The sequence below is a fragment of the Erythrobacter sp. YT30 genome (assembly GCF_001542875.1).
Classification (GTDB): domain Bacteria; phylum Pseudomonadota; class Alphaproteobacteria; order Sphingomonadales; family Sphingomonadaceae; genus Erythrobacter.
Genome location: NZ_LMAF01000003.1, coordinates 320279 through 335646 on the forward strand (window position 1 = coordinate 320279; position 15368 = coordinate 335646).

Sequence of the window (15368 nt, forward strand, 5' to 3'; positions counted from 1 at the left end):
TTTAGAACGAATATTTATAGACGTGGCTGACGTCTCCGGCCCAATCGCCATGGTAGGCATCAAGCAGGCGCTGGGCGGGGACCTTGCCGGTCTTCACGATCTCATCCAGCGTTTCGAGATAGCCCGTTTCATTGTCGCCGCTGGCATTTAGCATTGCGCGCGAGGCAAGCCCTGACCGCGCGATTTCGAGCACTTCTTTCCCGAGATCCTGCATCGTGCCGCTGCCGCCCGGAAGCGGCGCATCAAGCGCTAGTTTGGGCGCATCGCCACGCAGTTTCTCGCGCTCTTCCATCGACCAGTCCTTGACCAGTTGCCACGCAGCATCAAGCGCGCCCTGATCATAAAGCAAGCCAACCCAAAGGGCAGGCAGCGCGCAAATTCGGCTCCACGGACCGCCATCAGCGCCGCGCATTTCGAGAAAGCTTTTAAGTCGCACTTCGGGAAACGCGGTTGAGAGGTGATCCCACCAATCGCTTGCTGTTGGACGTTCGCCGGGCAGGGCGGGCAGTTCGCCTTTCAGAAAATCCCGGAAGGATTGGCCTGCCGCATCGATGTATTTCCCGTCGCGGAACACAAAATACATCGGCACATCCAGCATGTATTCGGCCCAACGCTCATAGCCAAAGCCATCCTCGAAAACGAACGGCAGCATGCCAGTGCGATGGGGATCGGTGTCTGACCAGATGTGGCTGCGGTAAGATAGGTATCCGTTGGGCTTGCCCTCGGTAAATGGCGAATTGGCAAACAACGCGGTCGCCAGCGGTTGCAGCGCCAAGCCGACACGGAATTTCTGCACCATGTCGGCTTCGGAGGAGTAATCGAGATTGACCTGAATGGTGCATGTCCGAAGCATCATATCAAGGCCAAGATTGCCGACCTTGGGCATGTGCTCCATCATGATTTTGTAGCGACCCTTGGGCATTATCGGCAGTTCATCGCGGGTCTTATCGGGCCACATGCCAAGGCCCAGGTAGCCCACGCCGCACTTCTCACCGATCTCTTTGACCTGCGCCAAGTGCCTGCCTGTTTCATTGCAGGTTTCGTGCAAGGTTTCGAGCGGAGCGCCGGAAAGTTCGAGCTGGCCTGCCGGTTCGAGGCTGACAGTCCCGTCACCGCCTTTCATCGCGATGATCTTGCCGTTTTCCTCAATTGGCTCCCAGCCAAATTCGCGAAGATTCATCAAAAGATCGCGAATGCCGCATGGTTCATCATAGGATGGCGCGCGGTGATCAGAGCGCTTGTAGACGAGTTTTTCGTGTTCGGTGCCGATGCGCCAATCGGCCTTGGGTTTTTCGCCGCCGATCATGGGAGCAACCAATTGGTCGATCCCTTCGATGACAGGCTCGTCAGCGCTGGATGCTTCGCGTGTGCTCATGGGGAGGCCCCTCTTTCACAAGTTGCCCTATAAAACTGATTTGGCTGAGGGAAGTGTAATCTGCATTTGACAGGGCAAAGTCACTCTTGTGCGGGTGGATCGCTTTACCAGTCACCATTGCGCGCCATCCAGACGGAAAGCGCGGTGATTGCAGCGGTTTCGCCGCGCAAAATTCGCGGACCGAGGGAGAGCGGGCGAGCCAGAGGATGCGCGCGGATTGCGGCGCGTTCCTCATCGTCAAAACCGCCCTCCGGGCCGATCAGAATAGCGGCTGCCCCTTTGTTTTCCGCGAACGCTTCATCCATGCTTTCCGACCCTTGCTCATCGGCAAAGAACAGCGCGCGATCAGTTGGCCAGTCGCGCAGCAGTGCCTCCAATTTTATGGGGGAGGCAAGTTCGGGCAAGGCCGTGCGTGCGCATTGTTCAGCCGCTTCAGTGGTGATGGTGCGCGCTCGATCGAGATTGAGCTTATCCGCGACGCATCGCCTCGTGATCACCGGTTGAATGCGCGCTGCGCCAAGCTCTGTCGCCTTTTCAAGCACCAGATCGAAGCGGTCCTTTTTTAGTAGGGCAGGGCACAGCCATAGATCCGGCACGCTTTCGCGCGGGCGCAAATGCTCTGCGATTTCGAGCCTCACGCTGCGTTTCCCAGCATCGCCCACGCGCGCGGCCCATTCGCCTGTTATGTTGTCGCACAGGATTACGATGTCGCCTTCGCGCACGCGCATGACTTTGGACAGATAGTGAGCTTGCTGGCCATCAATCATGACTTGCGTTTCCGCTTCCAGCTTCTGCTCCACAAACAGACGGGGAGCGCTCTTGGGCGGCCAGGCAGGAGTGGCGGGCATGGCTTTCCCCTAAGCGCTGAGACGGCTAGGGAGCAAGCCCATGAACCCATCGTCTGAAACCGTCGTCCCTGACAGCGAACATCGCGGGCTCATCCAGCGACTGCCGCAATTGCCGCGAGATCTGGCGCAACTGGCACGGTTTGATCGGCCTATTGGCTGGTGGCTGCTGTTTTGGCCCTGTGTTTTCGGCGTGTGGCTTGCCGGCGCTGGCTTTCAGTTCGCTCTGCTGGGTTGGCTGCTCGTAGGCGCGATTGCGATGCGCGGGGCAGGGTGCGTTTACAACGATATCGTCGATGCTGATCTCGACAAAAAAGTGGCGCGCACCGCTGCGCGCCCTGTTGCAAGCGGGCGCGTATCGAAAAAGCTCGCCTGGGGTTGGCTGCTGGCGCTGTGCCTGATCGGCCTGGTTGTCCTTCTGCAGTTGAGGCTTGAGGCGCAATTGGTTGCTCTTGCCAGCCTCGCACTTGTCGCTGCTTATCCGTTTATGAAACGCATCACATGGTGGCCGCAAGCTTGGCTGGGCATGGTCTTCAACTGGGGATTGCTGGTCGGATGGACGCAACTGCGCTGGGATAATTGGGAAGTGCTCGCCTGCCTTTATGCAGGCTGCATCTGCTGGGTGATTGGGTACGATACGATCTATGCCCTGCAAGATCGCGAAGATGATGCGCTAGTCGGGATCAAATCATCCGCCCTGAGAATGGGCGCGAAAGTGCATGCGGGTGTAGGCGTGTTTTACGCTGCGACAATCGCTCTTTGGAGCGCAGGCATCTGGCTCTATCGACCTGACCCTGCGGCCGTTCTCACACTATTGCCCGTTGCGCTGCATCTTTTGTGGCAGATTGCGACGCTCAACCCGTCAGATCCCGACAATCCGCTTGCCCGGTTCCGCTCCAATCGTTGGGCAGGCGCGTTGATGGCGGCGGCGTGCTTTATCGTCGGCAATGCGGGGGCCTGACAAAGCATGTGCAATCTTTACCGCATGACCAAGAGCAAGGATGAGGTCGCCAAATGGTTTGACGCGATCGAAACCTTGGGCGGGGCTAATTTCGCTGACGAGATCTATCCCGGCTATCCAGGGCTTGTCGTGGCAGGCGGCGAAGTGCGCCAGATGACCTGGGGCTTTCCGCTGGTCATGAAAGGCAAAAACGGTCAGCCGCTCAAGCCAAAGCCCGTCAACAACGCGCGCACTGACAAGCTCGACAGTTTCTTCTGGCGCTACTCGTTCGAAGAGCGCCGTTGCCTGATTCCGGTCAGCGCCTGGGCAGAAGCGCAAGGGCCAAAAGGGGCAAAGACCCGCACCTGGATGAGCCTGCCCGATCAATCGCTTTTCGCGGTCGCGGGAGTATGGCGCGAAAGCGACGAGTTCGGGCTGTGCTATTCAATGGTGATGACAGATAGCGCGGGCTCGGCCAGCGCCGACATCCACAGCCGCATGCCGGTGCTTTTGAGTCAGGCCGATTACGATGGGTGGCTATCGGGATCGCCCGATGAAGCGAAGGCTCTTTGCACAGCGTGGAAGGGCGACATCACAATCGATGCAACCGATGAGAGTTGGACACGTGGGAAGGTGAGCCAGGCATCACTCTTTTGATCGGGGCGCTGCGGCGGTTCAAAGAGCGGGTCGCGAGGCATGATCTTATTCATGCGGCCTCTCCCGCGTAAGAGACGATTTCAAACTCAATCCCGTCCCAGTCGAAGAAGTAAAAGCGCTCGCCCGGATCATAATCATCGTGACCAAATGGCTTGAGGCCAGCCTTCGACACTGCCTTTTCTGCCTCGTTCAGATCATCAACGAGAAGGCCGATGTGGTTCAAAGGTTGGCCCTTGGAGTAATCTCCCGCAACTTTTTCGCTGGTATAGAGCGCAAGATATGCGGCGCCGTTGCCGGGCGCACCGACATGCACGGTGTCGCCTCCAAATTGTGATTTTCCCCGCCAGCGCTCTTCCCATCCGCACAGCGCCTTGAACAAGTCGGCGCTGCGATCTGGGTCAGTGACAGAGAGGTTGGCGTGTTCCAGAATTGCGCTTGGCATTGTGTCTGCTCCTTCGGGCTTGTTCGCGAAAGCCATCCAGCGGAGGGGTTCTGCGAATCATCTGTGAGAACACTGTGCAATCTCAACCTAACTTGAGGTCAAGGTATTTTTGGAGTATCCGACATCACCATGTCCCAACGCCTTTCCTCCCGCGACCTAATCGCCATCGGCGAGATGGCCCGGCGCACCGGTCTATCGGTGTCAGCGATCCGTTTTTACGAGGAAAAGGGGCTGATCGAGCCGGTGCGCACCAGCGGCAATCAACGCCGGTTCCTGCGCTCTGACATTCGGCGGTTGAGTTTTATCCTCATCGCGCAGCAATTGGGGCTGAGCCTTGGCGAGATCGAGGCACTGTTTGCAACGCTTCCCCATGGCCGCACGCCGACGGCAAAAGACTGGCGTTCGATCAGCACCGGCATTCGCGATGTTCTGGATAGCAGGATTGCCGAGATGGAGCGCACGCGCGATCGGCTGGATGGGTGTATCGGCTGCGGGTGCTTAAGCCTTGAGCATTGCGCGATCTATAACCCGGATGACAAACTCGCCAAAAAAGGGCCAGGCCCGCGTCAGATTATCGGCTGACTATTTGCGCTCAATCGGTCGGGCCAAGTTCGGGATCAAGATCGCGAGGGCGTGCAAAGTGCACGAGGCTTGACGAAAACTTCTTGAGCTCCCTCCAGCTTTCGACATCGCATTCGAGCACGGCAAAGGCAGCGGTCGGAAATTTGGCAGACGCTTCGCGAAAAAGATCGTTCTCTTTCGAAGGGGACACCAGATCGAGCAGAACCTCCTGCAAGCCTGGATTGTGCCCTGATATCAACACAGCGTTGGGTTCATCATCGCCTGATGCGTGCGCCTCAACCACTTCCGTGATGGTGTCGGAACTCGCAAGATAGAGCCTGTCATCATAGATCACAGGCATATCGGGCAGCCCCTCTTCCAGAGTTGCTTTCACACGAACAGCAGGGCTCGCAATCAGCATGTCCCATTTGATGCCGTGGTCACGAACATGATCGCCAATCAGCTTTGCGCCGCGGCGTCCACGATCATTCAGTCCGCGATCAAAATCGCGCTGCGTCGTGTCGTCCCAATCCGATTTTGCATGGCGCAGAAGGCCCAGAATTTTCACTAGTTCGCTTCCCTGAAAGACGCGCAACCTACTGCATGGCCAGCGCGCGTGTGTAAAGCGCGAGTGAAGCAAATGCGGCAGTCCCGTTGCGCTCCGCCCAACAAAATCGGGCAATTCGGTGAGGAGACCGAATGTAGGCGCAAGGGACTGCCGCTTCGCCCGGAACCTGCGCCAGCGCTGGGGACGCCGACGCAGGGGCGATTTGGAGTAGGGTCAGGCGACGGGGAGTGTCATCAGGGCAGTGGGCCCGCCCAATGTCATGCTCGAAGCAAGGATGGCGGTCACCAGAATGCTCGCCTTTTCAGCGCTGGTCTTGGGCAAGAGCCGCGCGAGATTGGGCAGGCGAAGCGGCTGAGCGTTCTTGCGAAATTCCTCGGCATAGCGTGGGTGCTCCGTGCCCATCCACTTATCCCACCATGTGAAATAGAAGCCGTAATTGTACCCTTGGGCATGGTGCAGATCGTGGTGCGTCGTGGTGCTGATCCAGCGCAGAATGGGAGTATCGACCCAGCCTGCAGGAAACAGTTCATGGCCTGCATGCGCCATCACATTGCGGATGATCATGTTCCAAAGAAACAGCATCAGTGCAAATCCAGCATAGGCCACACCAAACAGGCTGGTCACAAGCAGGAACAGCGGCATGAAGGCTGCCTCAGCTGCGGCTTCCCAGGTTGAAAAGGAATAGGCGGCCCACGGCGTTGGCGTGCGCGATTTGTGGTGATGCAGATGCGTCGCCTTGAACAGACGCTTTGAATGCATCGCGCGGTGGATCCAGTAAAAGTAAGCATCATGCACCACGAGGATCAGCGCGAATTGCCATGCGACAGTGATAAGTGTGGTGCTTTCCAAGGACAGCTTAATGATGCCCGTTTCCTTGCCGATCAAAGTGGCAAGAGTGGTGACGCCAAAGACGAAAACAGTGCGCAAGGAAGAAAGCGTTTCGCGGACATAATCCTTGCGCCCTGCAGTGCGCGTCTGGATTTTGCGGGCATTGGCCCATTTGCGAAATACGAACAGGATCGCAGTCAGAACTCCAGCGGCGATTAGATATCGACCGAGATCGAAATAGAGGACATTGAAGAAATGTTGGCCGACAAGTGCGGCGGTGTATTCAAGGGCGGATTGGTTTGCCGAAACAGTCATTGTGCGGGCTCCTTCATTGGTGTGATGAAAGAGATGACCGGATGTGCGCGATTAATCCTCGCGAGGATGAAAAAGTTAAGTCAAATTTGAATTTGAACGTAGTTTTTCAGTTTTGAACAGTGCTCTCGCTCAACCCTAACCGTCTGTAATCGCTCGGAGTTGTACCGGTTTCGCTTTTGAATGCGCGGTTGAATGTGGGTAGCGAATTGTATCCCAAATCCATCGCGATTGTGAGAACAGGCAAGTCCACCCGTTCCTTATCGACAAGGTGCTCACGCGCTTCTGAGATACGATGACGATTGAGGAAGGCTGAAAAATTGCGGTAGCCTAATTTTTGATTGATGAGGGCGCGCAGACGATGTTCAGGCGTGTCCAATTGATCCGCCAGACCAGCGATCGAAAGGCCGGGAGTGCGGTAGACGCCCTGTGCCATGGCAGCGGTCAGCTTTTCGTGAAGCACGGTTTCCGATGGTGACAGGTCAAGCGGCTCAGTTTCGTCCTCGCTCGTGTTTTCCGAGCCCTCTTCGACGAGCAGTTGCACATCGCTGCGCAGGAAGGCGAGGCCGGAGAAAAGGATCAGCACAAAAATAAGAAACGAGTTGATCAATTCAGCGACCGGTGAGCGGCCATCAATATCAGACACCACTTCGGCGATTTCGAAGATCAAGATGCCGGCAGCCTGCGCCGCCAGCAAAAGCGGCAACCAGACCCGGATCGCGCGGCGCTCCTCGATCAGATCATCGTCCCGCCCAAAAAAGCCGACGCGGATAAGATCAGCGATCAGTAAGAGCGATGCGATATGCAGGATGAAGAAGCCGATATAGAACCCCGGCATCACGCGCGGTTCGACAAAGTTCGACAGGAACCATCCAAGCAGAAACAGCGCCGCGACACCTAATATCCAATTGCGCGGTGGCTCCCGTTCAAACAGGTTGCGTGCAAACAGCCAGATGAAGGCTGTGGTCGTAATCGACACCAGATCGACCCACGGATCCCATATGCCCTGCGATGCTGCAAGCGGAGTCGAATTGATAAGGTAAGCAAGCGCCCCGACGATCATCCCGATCATGGGCCATTTTAGTGCCTTGCGAATGTCATTTGCGCTGATCTGCGCAAGCAACATGAGAGCAGCGCCGACCGTGATTATCCGGATGAGATAGTTGAGCTCCAAAATCATCGCAGCCTATCTGGAATATCGTCATCAAGGATTCCAGTGGTTTCGACAGGTAGTGTGCCGCTTTCGCCGATCAGCCCGTCAGCAATGCGCTGTACCGCTTCATCCAGCGTGACGCGGTGGACCTGTGTGCCTTCGGGAAAGGCGGTAAGAAGGCGTGAAGGGAAGGCGGCGGACAGGACCACGAAATGTCCCTTGTCATCGCGATTGCGGATGAGCCTGCCAAACCCTTGCGCGAGCCGCGCTCTGATAATCCGGTCATCGTATGCGCTTGCTGTTTCTCCCTCGCTTTTCGCCGCCAACCGCCGGGCCTTGTGGAGGATATCAGGGCGGGGCCATGGCACGGCTTCCAATACCACGCAGCGCAGCGATTGGCCTGGCACATCAACGCCATCGCGCAAGGCATCGGTGCCCAGCAGGCTAGCACGTGGATCATCGCGGAAGATATCGACCAAGGTGCCGGTATCGATGGGATCGACATGCTGCGCGAACAGCGGGAGAGCCTCGCGCGCCAAGCGATCTGCAATGCGGCCATGCACAGCGCGTAGGCGGCGTATGGCGGTGAAAAGTCCCAGAACGCCGCCACCCGATGCTTCGATCAGCTTGGCGTATGCTCCAGCGAGTGCGGGGAGATCGCCTTTCTTGATGTCGGTGACGATCAGAACTTCGGCAGAGGAACTGTAATCGAACGGACTTTGCGCAGCCGAAAGCATGGGCTGGGTTTCGACATAGGATGCGCCTGAGCGGGCGATGGCGGTTTGCCACGCCTTTTCGTCATCTTCGACCCTGTCGGTGAGGGTTGCGCTTGTCAGCATCACGCCATGGGCGGGTTCGAGCACAGTGCGCGCAAACGGCTTCATCGGATCGAGCCAGCGGCGGTGGATTGCGACATCAAATTCGCGCGCATCGGAACGGTCGACGGCAAGCCAATCGACAAAGTCGGGATCAGCAGGCCCGCCCAGACGCGCAAGCAGCGCTTCCCACGCCGCGATCAGATCAACCCGCCACTGAAGCGCGAACCTGGCGCTTTCAATGCGTGCGCGGCCTTGACCGTCCAGCCAATCGGGCGGGTCAGCGATGATTGCTTCGAGCCTTGCGCCCAGACGCATCAATGGCGTGCGTATATCCGATAGCGCCTGCGCCGCGTGACCTGCTGCCTCAATCACCTCGCCGGGAAGACCTGCAGCTTCGGTTTCGATGCCATATCCCGCTTCCTGGCCGCCGCTTTCATCGCGCGCATAAGTCGCAGTGCGCACCGCGGCGAGCAAGGTTTCAACGGGGCCCGCCGGTTCACCCTCTGCCACGCGTTGGAGCCAGCCATCGGCGGGGAGCAGTTGGCCGGCTTCGCATGCCGCCTCAATGGCTTCGCCGCCTTCATCATCGTAGCTTGCGACATCAGCGAGCCGCGCGGATAGGCCCCGCCTTCGCCCCCGGTTCTTGCGTTCAGGCCCCATAATCCAGCGGCGAAGTTCAATCGCCTCTTGTCCCGACAGAGTTGCAGCAAAGGTGCTGTCGGCAGCGTCAAAGACGTGGTGGCCCTCATCAAAGATAACGCGAGTGGGGCGCTGCGCGTGATCTCTTCCGCGCGCCGCGTTGATCATCACCAGCGCGTGGTTCGCGATGACGAGATCGGCCTGCGCGCTGTCTCTGCCCGCGCGTTCGATAAAGCATTTCCGGTAATGTGGGCAGCCTGCATAAATGCATTCGCCGCGCTGATCGGTGAGGGCGGCAATGCCACGTTTGCGAAAAAGCGTGCCGAGCCATCCGGGCAGATCGCCGCCAATCATATCGCCATCGCGGGTATAGCTGGCCCAGCGTGCCACCAATTGCGCAAGGATCGCGGGGCGGCCTGCAAAACCGCCTTGCAGCGCGTCTTCGAGGTTGAGCAGGCACAGATAATTCTCGCGGCCCTTGCGCACCACGACAGGGCGCGTTCCATCCTCGCGCTTGGCAGGCCAGGCTCGCCTGCTTTCGGCGCGCAATTGGCGTTGCAGGTTTTTCGTGAAAGTGGAGACCCAGACAGTGCCGCTCGATGCGCTTGCCCAAAGCGAGGCGGGGGCGAGATAGCCCAGCGTCTTGCCGATCCCGGTGCCCGCTTGCGCCAAGGCAATATGCGGCTGCTCATCGCGGTTGCGCGGGGCAAAGATGCGCGCGGCATCCTGCGCGTAATCGCGTTGTCCTTCGCGTTTTTCGGATCCTTCACCGGTCAGATCATCGAGCTGGGACAAAACGTCGGCATTGGGCAATTCCACTTGCCGGGGCGGCGGGCGTTCGCCTGCCTCCTCCCATTCGCGCAGTGCGGAAAACAGCCACCTTTCCGCTCGCTCTGGCCGTTTGATATGCGGCTTTAAGACATTAGCCCAAGGCCACCGAAGCTTCTGCATGGATTGAAGCGCGCTCCACGCTCCCTCGCGTTCGAACCATTCAGGCTCTTCGCACATCTCCACCAAGGCGCCCGCAGCTAGTTGCAGAAAGGCGGGCACATCCGCATCTTTTGAAGGCTCTTCAATTTCCAATGCCTGCGCGAGGCCACGCGGCGTTGGCACGCAAAACCGCGCAGGATGGACGAATGCAAACAGCTCCAGAAGATCAAGCCCAGAAAGATCAGGATAGCCCAGCCGGTTCGCAATCAAGGGCGCGTTGATCAACAGCGCGGGCGTATCCGCCGCCGCCATGATCGCATCGCCTTTTGACACAGCCTCTGTCTCACCCGCAGCAGCGCACAGCCAATTGCCCGAATGGCTCGAATGCAAAGCGGGAAGGGGGAGGGGCGCAGGCGAAGTCATAGCATCAGTTACGAAAGCCACGATGCGCAAGACCACGCGATAAGTAAACGGCGCGTGATGCGCTGCCCACCACTTGCAATCGCATCTCGCACGGAGAAAGCCATAAGACCTCTTTAACCCCTTGTAACATATACCTCACAGTGAGCGTTTTGCGGATAAAATGAAGGGGCGCGCAGACGATGAGTTTTGGTAGAAAAGGTTTGCAGCCCGGGCAGGCAGCACCTCAACCAGCTGGCGGCTTTGGCCGCGCAGCGAAGCCTAGCGCAGCGAGTGCACCTGCTGCGCCAAGTGCCGATGATGAAATGGCAGCCAAGCGCGAAGCATTCATCGCATCAGAACGTGCACGCAAGTTGGAAGAGATTGGCGGCGGAAGCCTGCCCGATGCAAACGGCGAATATGCGAGCGATCCGATGGCCCATCTGCGCAATGATGCGCGGCCAGCAGCGCCAATGGGCGCGCACGCAAGCGCCAGCGCAACCGCTATGCCGACACCGGAGCAGCAATTGGACATGCAGCGTGCGGCAAGAGCGCGCAGCGGTTCATCATCAGGTTTTGTCTTTGGCGAACCAAGCGGACGCAGCGTTGGGCTCGCCTATGTGTTGTGGTTCATCCTCGGCCAGCTGTCGATCCATCGGTTCTATTGCGGGCAGTCAGAGAGCGCATGGTTTCAGATCGCGCTGTTTATCGGCAGCCTCGTGACGCTATTCGTCTTTCCACCGATCGGCGCAGTCGGGATTATTGCTTGGATTATCTGGATCATCGCGGACCTGTTCCTCATTCCAGGAATGATGCGGCGTTTCAAAGCAGCCCACGCTTACACGGGCGTGTTTTCTTGATCTGTGAACATTAGGCGATGAGAACAAGGAAAGAGGAGGCGACATGCTGAGCGTAATTAGGAAAGCCATTCTGCCCACCCTCATCGCGTTTGGCGCCGTGCCCGCCATCGCTGAGGAACCAGCTGCGGCTCCTGTTGAACAAACGCAGCAACAGGCCGATGCTCAAGCCAAGGCCAAGGCCGTTCAACGCAATGTCGATGCCTACCGCGCGCGCGATCTCGATCGGTTTGTAGCAACCTTTGCAAGCGATGCGGAAGTTTACGCTGAGGGTATGGTTGCCAAGGGACACAAGCAGATCAGGGCGCTTTACGCGCTGAACTTTGCGCCCGGCGCGCCGCGCATCAAGATCAAGGAAAGCGGCATGAGCGGCCCCTTTGTCTTCATCACCGCCGCCTATGTCGACAAAAGCGGCCAGGAACTGCTCTATTCCTATTCGGAATACGAAGTCATCGACGGCAAGATCACGTATCTTTCGTCGAATGGCTGGAGCAACTGAGGTTCAGCAACGCTGCAGCACAAATGCAAAGAGGGACGACGCAGCTCACGGACGCTGCGCCGCCCCTCCCTTGCGACCCTAAGGCCCCCCGGGGGATTGAGGGGCAATTCTTAGGGCAACCGTTGGATCGACAATTGCCTCTGTGTAGACGTGCTGGATTGCATCATTGCGACATGCCAATCGATGTGAACGGATGGTAATGGGCAGAGCCGGTTAAAAGGCTTTCTGAACGCCCACCGTCAGCGTGAAATCCGTCGGCATTTGTGGGCCATTGAGATCCTGCACGATGGGTACGCCAGCTTCAACGCCAAGCCGCCAGCCTTTGAGCGCGCCGCCGGTTGCCGCGAAATTCAGCCCGGTGAAATAGGTGACGCTATCCCCGCCCTGAAAATCGGGATTTGCCGTTTGGACTGGCCCAACGATATTGGGATCAATCCCGTCAACTCGGCCCAAGGTTTGCGCATGAATGCGGCCGGACAGCGCGACGCTTGGCGTCAGAGATGCCGCAAGCCACGCGGTTGCCTGGTAGGTATCGCCAAAGGCATAGCCTTCATCATTATCGCCCAGCCGAATGGTGCCGCGAACCTGAGCTCCCCAGCCGTAGTCTTCGTTCTGATCGCGGTAGGTTATGCCTGGCTCCAGATCCCATGTCCCCGATCCAATCTGCATCGGATAGGGAGTGCGCACAGTGGGCCGCATGCCCATGGGTGTGAGGATTTCGGCCCCTTCCGTAACAGTGCCCGTGGGGATTGAGACGCCTGCGTTGAGGTGCACATTTTCGGTAATGCCGATTAGCGCCGCCACCTTGGTATCGCCAAAATCGCTTGTGCGGGTGCGGAACGTGCCGAGCCGCGTATCGCCCATGCCGCCTTGGAAAGTGATGTGGTCCATCTCCTTGGTGATGTAATTGCCCATCACCATCAGCGTCACTTGATCGGATAGCCCATACATGACGCCCGCCATGTGCATATCCATGCGCATGCTTGTGGGCACAATGCGAAGGGTTGGCGGCTGCCCGGGCGCACCGAAGAATCGATTTGGCACCGTGGTCGCCACCTGTTCAGGTGTCACGTCATCTGTGCCGATCTGAATGCCCTCCATATCCATATGCATGAGGCGGTAGCTGATCATCCATTCGCCTTTGGCATGGCGGTGGTCACCCATCACACCGATTGGCGCATGATCGAGGGCATTGATGCCGGAACTGGCACCATCGTGCCCCTCATCAGCATAGGCTGACGTTGCAGCAAAAGCGCTGCTGATAGCAACGAGCGAGACGCCCGCTTTGCGAAGCGAAAACATGGTATTCTCCTGAAAATCTGAAACTTTTGGCGTTCAGATCAGGAGAGGCGGGCCTGTCGCTTCGTATGCGGGGTAGGAGGGACGAGTGGCGAGCGCGCGAATGGGCGCAGGCTCAGGGATTTCGCGGATCAGCGCGGCGGCGGCGAACTGGCCGGGCTCTGGCGGGATCGTTGGGCCACAAGCGGAACAACACGAATTGGCGCTTGGATCATCGCCATGCCCATTCACATGACCATTTGCGTGTTCTGCGTGATCGCCAGCATCTGCAAGTGCGTGCGCATGGATCGAATGAGCACCATGGTCGCTCGCCAATGCAGCTGCCTCCATCTGCGGAAGCGGGGCGCAACATGGCGCACCAAGAGCTGTGCGAAGACCAATCGCAAGCAGCATGATTGCCAAGAGAAAGGGACGGTGAGGGTGATGCATAAAGTCTGGTTGCGATCCCATAGCGAGCGCTACGCGTGCGGCAACCCACCTTCGACCAACGCCTTTCGGGAACCACACTGCGGGGATTCGCGCTTGAAGAGCGACCTACCTTAATGCAAATGCGCAAACCCTATGACCGACAGTGAACTCATCCAAGCAGCCCAAACATCCAAGGCCTGGCCGTTTCAGGAGGCACAACGCCTCTACAAACGTCTGCATGGCAAGGGCTCGAAACCGCGCGATGAGGCGCAGCCGGTTATGTTTGAGACAGGATACGGCCCATCGGGCCTGCCGCATATCGGCACTTTCCAAGAGGTGCTGCGCACAACTTTGGTCCGCCGCGCTTACGAAACTCTCACAGGCGGCGCGCCCACGCGGCTGGTTGCATTCTCGGATGACCTCGACGGCCTACGCAAAGTGCCTGACAATGTGCCCAATCAGGCATTGCTGACCGAAAATCTCGGCAAGCCCCTGTCGCGTATCCCTGATCCATTCGAAAAGTACGAAAGTTTCGCGCATCACAACAACGCGATGCTGCGCGAGTTTCTTGATCGTTTCGGGTTCGATTACGAGTTCGTGAGCTCATCAGACCGGTATAATTCGGGCGCATTTGATGATGCGCTGCGCGGGGTGTTGACGAACTTTCAGGCGATCCTCGACATCATGCTTCCCACGCTCGGCGAGGAACGGCGCAAGACATATTCACCTCTGATGCCGATCTCACCGACGACCGGCGCGGTGCTTCAAGTGCCAATCGAAGTGGTTGACGCCGATGCGGGTATGATCCGCTTCACCGATGCTGATGGCAGCGTTGTCGAACAATCAGCGCTCGGCGGAATGGCCAAGTGCCAATGGAAAGTCGATTGGGCGATGCGCTGGGTCGCGCTGGGCGTTGACTATGAAATGTACGGCAAGGACTTGACCGATAGCGGCGTGCAATCTGGCAAGATTGCGCGCGTCCTTGGCGGAAACAAGCCTGAAGGCCTAATCTACGAGCTCTTCCTTGATGCCAAGGGCGAGAAAATCTCGAAGTCCAAAGGCAATGGCCTCACCATTGAGGAATGGCTGACCTATGGCAGCGAGGAGAGCCTTGGCTTTTACATCTTCTCCAATCCCAAGAGCGCAAAGCAGCTCCACGAGGGGGTTATCCCCAAGGCGATCGACGATTATTGGCAATTCCGCGAACGCCTGCCCGATCAGGCTCTCGACAAGCAGCTCGGCAATGCCGTGTGGCATTTGCTGCGCGCGAATGAGCGGTATGAGGGCGCACAGGCTCCGGGTGCGGGAGATAGCCTTTCGGTGCCTTACAGCCTCTTGTTGAACCTCGTCAGCGTTTTGGGCCTAGAGGCGACGGCGGAAAACCTTGCAGAATATGTCGCTAGCTATACCGGCAAGCCTGTGACAGATCCGGCGCTGATGGCGCTCATTGAAAGCGCAGTGAACTACAACCGCGATTTCGTCGCGCCCACATTGGCAAAGCGCGCGCCGCAAGGCGGCGAGATCTTGGCCTTGACGCAGCTTGATACGCAACTCGCCGCAGCCCCATCAGAAGCGGACGCAGAAGCGCTTCAAACGATGGTGTACGAGATTGGCAAGAACGAAGAATACGGCTTTGAAAATCTTCGTGATTGGTTCCGCGCTTTGTACGAAACTCTGCTCGGATCAGAACAAGGCCCGCGCATGGGCAGCTTTATCGCGCTCTATGGTATCGAACCGACCCGCAAGCTGATCGCAGAGGCCTTGGCGAAGGCATAATTGTCGTGCCGTAGCCACCCGCGCCCTCCACCCTTCCACCCGGATCATGCTCCGGTGTCAAA

The 15368-nt window shown here is 58.1% G+C and carries 15 protein-coding genes; 6 read left to right on the top strand and 9 right to left on the bottom strand.

Annotated features, from left to right (window positions below; translation table 11 throughout):
- Position 1: 1 nt before the first annotated feature.
- Together AUC45_RS15365 and AUC45_RS15370 are read right to left on the bottom strand one after the other, a co-directional pair.
- Entirely contained in the window at positions 2-1375 is a 1374-nt protein-coding gene (locus AUC45_RS15365) for a glutamate--cysteine ligase (RefSeq protein WP_067604485.1), read from the bottom strand.
- A 104-nt stretch (positions 1376-1479) separates the two neighbouring features.
- On the bottom strand, positions 1480-2223 hold the full coding sequence (locus AUC45_RS15370; RefSeq protein WP_067604487.1) for a 16S rRNA (uracil(1498)-N(3))-methyltransferase: 744 nt from the start codon (positions 2221-2223) through the stop codon (positions 1480-1482).
- A 40-nt stretch (positions 2224-2263) separates the two neighbouring features.
- Between AUC45_RS15370 and ubiA the strand changes: the two genes are divergently transcribed.
- Together ubiA and AUC45_RS15380 are read left to right on the top strand one after the other, a co-directional pair.
- Positions 2264-3181 carry a 4-hydroxybenzoate octaprenyltransferase gene (ubiA, locus tag AUC45_RS15375; RefSeq protein WP_067604489.1) on the top strand — a complete coding sequence of 306 codons (918 nt, stop codon included), beginning with the start codon at positions 2264-2266 and terminating at the stop codon, positions 3179-3181.
- Positions 3182-3187: 6 nt separating this feature from the next.
- On the top strand, positions 3188-3817 hold the full coding sequence (locus tag AUC45_RS15380; RefSeq protein WP_067604491.1) for an SOS response-associated peptidase: 630 nt from the start codon (positions 3188-3190) through the stop codon (positions 3815-3817).
- 49 nt (positions 3818-3866) lie between these two features.
- On the opposite strand, the gene AUC45_RS15385 is transcribed toward AUC45_RS15380, so the two are convergent.
- Entirely contained in the window at positions 3867-4259 is a 393-nt protein-coding gene (locus tag AUC45_RS15385) for a VOC family protein (RefSeq protein WP_067604616.1), read from the bottom strand.
- A gap of 129 nt (positions 4260-4388) precedes the next feature.
- On the opposite strand from AUC45_RS15385, the gene soxR reads away from it, so the two are divergent.
- The gene (soxR, locus tag AUC45_RS15390; RefSeq protein ID WP_067604493.1) at positions 4389-4841 is read left to right on the top strand and encodes a redox-sensitive transcriptional activator SoxR; all 453 of its coding nucleotides are present in this window, start codon (positions 4389-4391) and stop codon (positions 4839-4841) included.
- A 10-nt stretch (positions 4842-4851) separates the two neighbouring features.
- On the opposite strand, the gene AUC45_RS15395 is transcribed toward soxR, so the two are convergent.
- The 4 genes from AUC45_RS15395 to AUC45_RS15410 form a co-directional block, all read right to left on the bottom strand.
- Positions 4852-5388 carry a histidine phosphatase family protein gene (locus AUC45_RS15395; RefSeq protein ID WP_067604495.1) on the bottom strand — a complete coding sequence of 179 codons (537 nt, stop codon included), beginning with the start codon at positions 5386-5388 and terminating at the stop codon, positions 4852-4854.
- A 213-nt stretch (positions 5389-5601) separates the two neighbouring features.
- Positions 5602-6531 carry a sterol desaturase family protein gene (locus tag AUC45_RS15400; RefSeq protein WP_082701217.1) on the bottom strand — a complete coding sequence of 310 codons (930 nt, stop codon included), beginning with the start codon at positions 6529-6531 and terminating at the stop codon, positions 5602-5604.
- Between the two features lie 106 nt (positions 6532-6637).
- Positions 6638-7708 carry a helix-turn-helix domain-containing protein gene (locus AUC45_RS16150; RefSeq protein WP_067604497.1) on the bottom strand — a complete coding sequence of 357 codons (1071 nt, stop codon included), beginning with the start codon at positions 7706-7708 and terminating at the stop codon, positions 6638-6640.
- Positions 7705-10491 carry an ATP-dependent DNA helicase gene (locus AUC45_RS15410; protein WP_067604499.1) on the bottom strand — a complete coding sequence of 929 codons (2787 nt, stop codon included), beginning with the start codon at positions 10489-10491 and terminating at the stop codon, positions 7705-7707. Before AUC45_RS15410 ends, AUC45_RS16150 begins: the two co-directional genes overlap by 4 nt.
- Before the next feature lie 179 nt (positions 10492-10670).
- Between AUC45_RS15410 and AUC45_RS15935 the strand changes: the two genes are divergently transcribed.
- A complete protein-coding gene (locus tag AUC45_RS15935; protein ID WP_197409603.1) occupies positions 10671-11327 on the top strand; it encodes a TM2 domain-containing protein in 657 nt (218 codons plus the stop codon).
- A gap of 43 nt (positions 11328-11370) precedes the next feature.
- Entirely contained in the window at positions 11371-11823 is a 453-nt protein-coding gene (locus AUC45_RS15420; RefSeq protein WP_067604501.1) for a nuclear transport factor 2 family protein, read from the top strand.
- A gap of 213 nt (positions 11824-12036) precedes the next feature.
- On the opposite strand, the gene AUC45_RS15425 is transcribed toward AUC45_RS15420, so the two are convergent.
- The gene (locus tag AUC45_RS15425; RefSeq protein WP_067604503.1) at positions 12037-13125 is read right to left on the bottom strand and encodes an alpha-amylase; all 1089 of its coding nucleotides are present in this window, start codon (positions 13123-13125) and stop codon (positions 12037-12039) included.
- A 33-nt stretch (positions 13126-13158) separates the two neighbouring features.
- Entirely contained in the window at positions 13159-13572 is a 414-nt protein-coding gene (locus AUC45_RS15430; RefSeq protein WP_156423909.1) for a hypothetical protein, read from the bottom strand.
- Positions 13573-13683: 111 nt separating this feature from the next.
- Here AUC45_RS15430 and AUC45_RS15435 point away from each other — a divergent pair, with 111 nt between their 5' ends.
- Positions 13684-15306, top strand: a complete 1623-nt coding sequence (locus tag AUC45_RS15435; RefSeq protein WP_067604507.1) for a lysine--tRNA ligase — start codon at positions 13684-13686, stop codon at positions 15304-15306.
- Positions 15307-15368 lie beyond the last annotated feature (62 nt).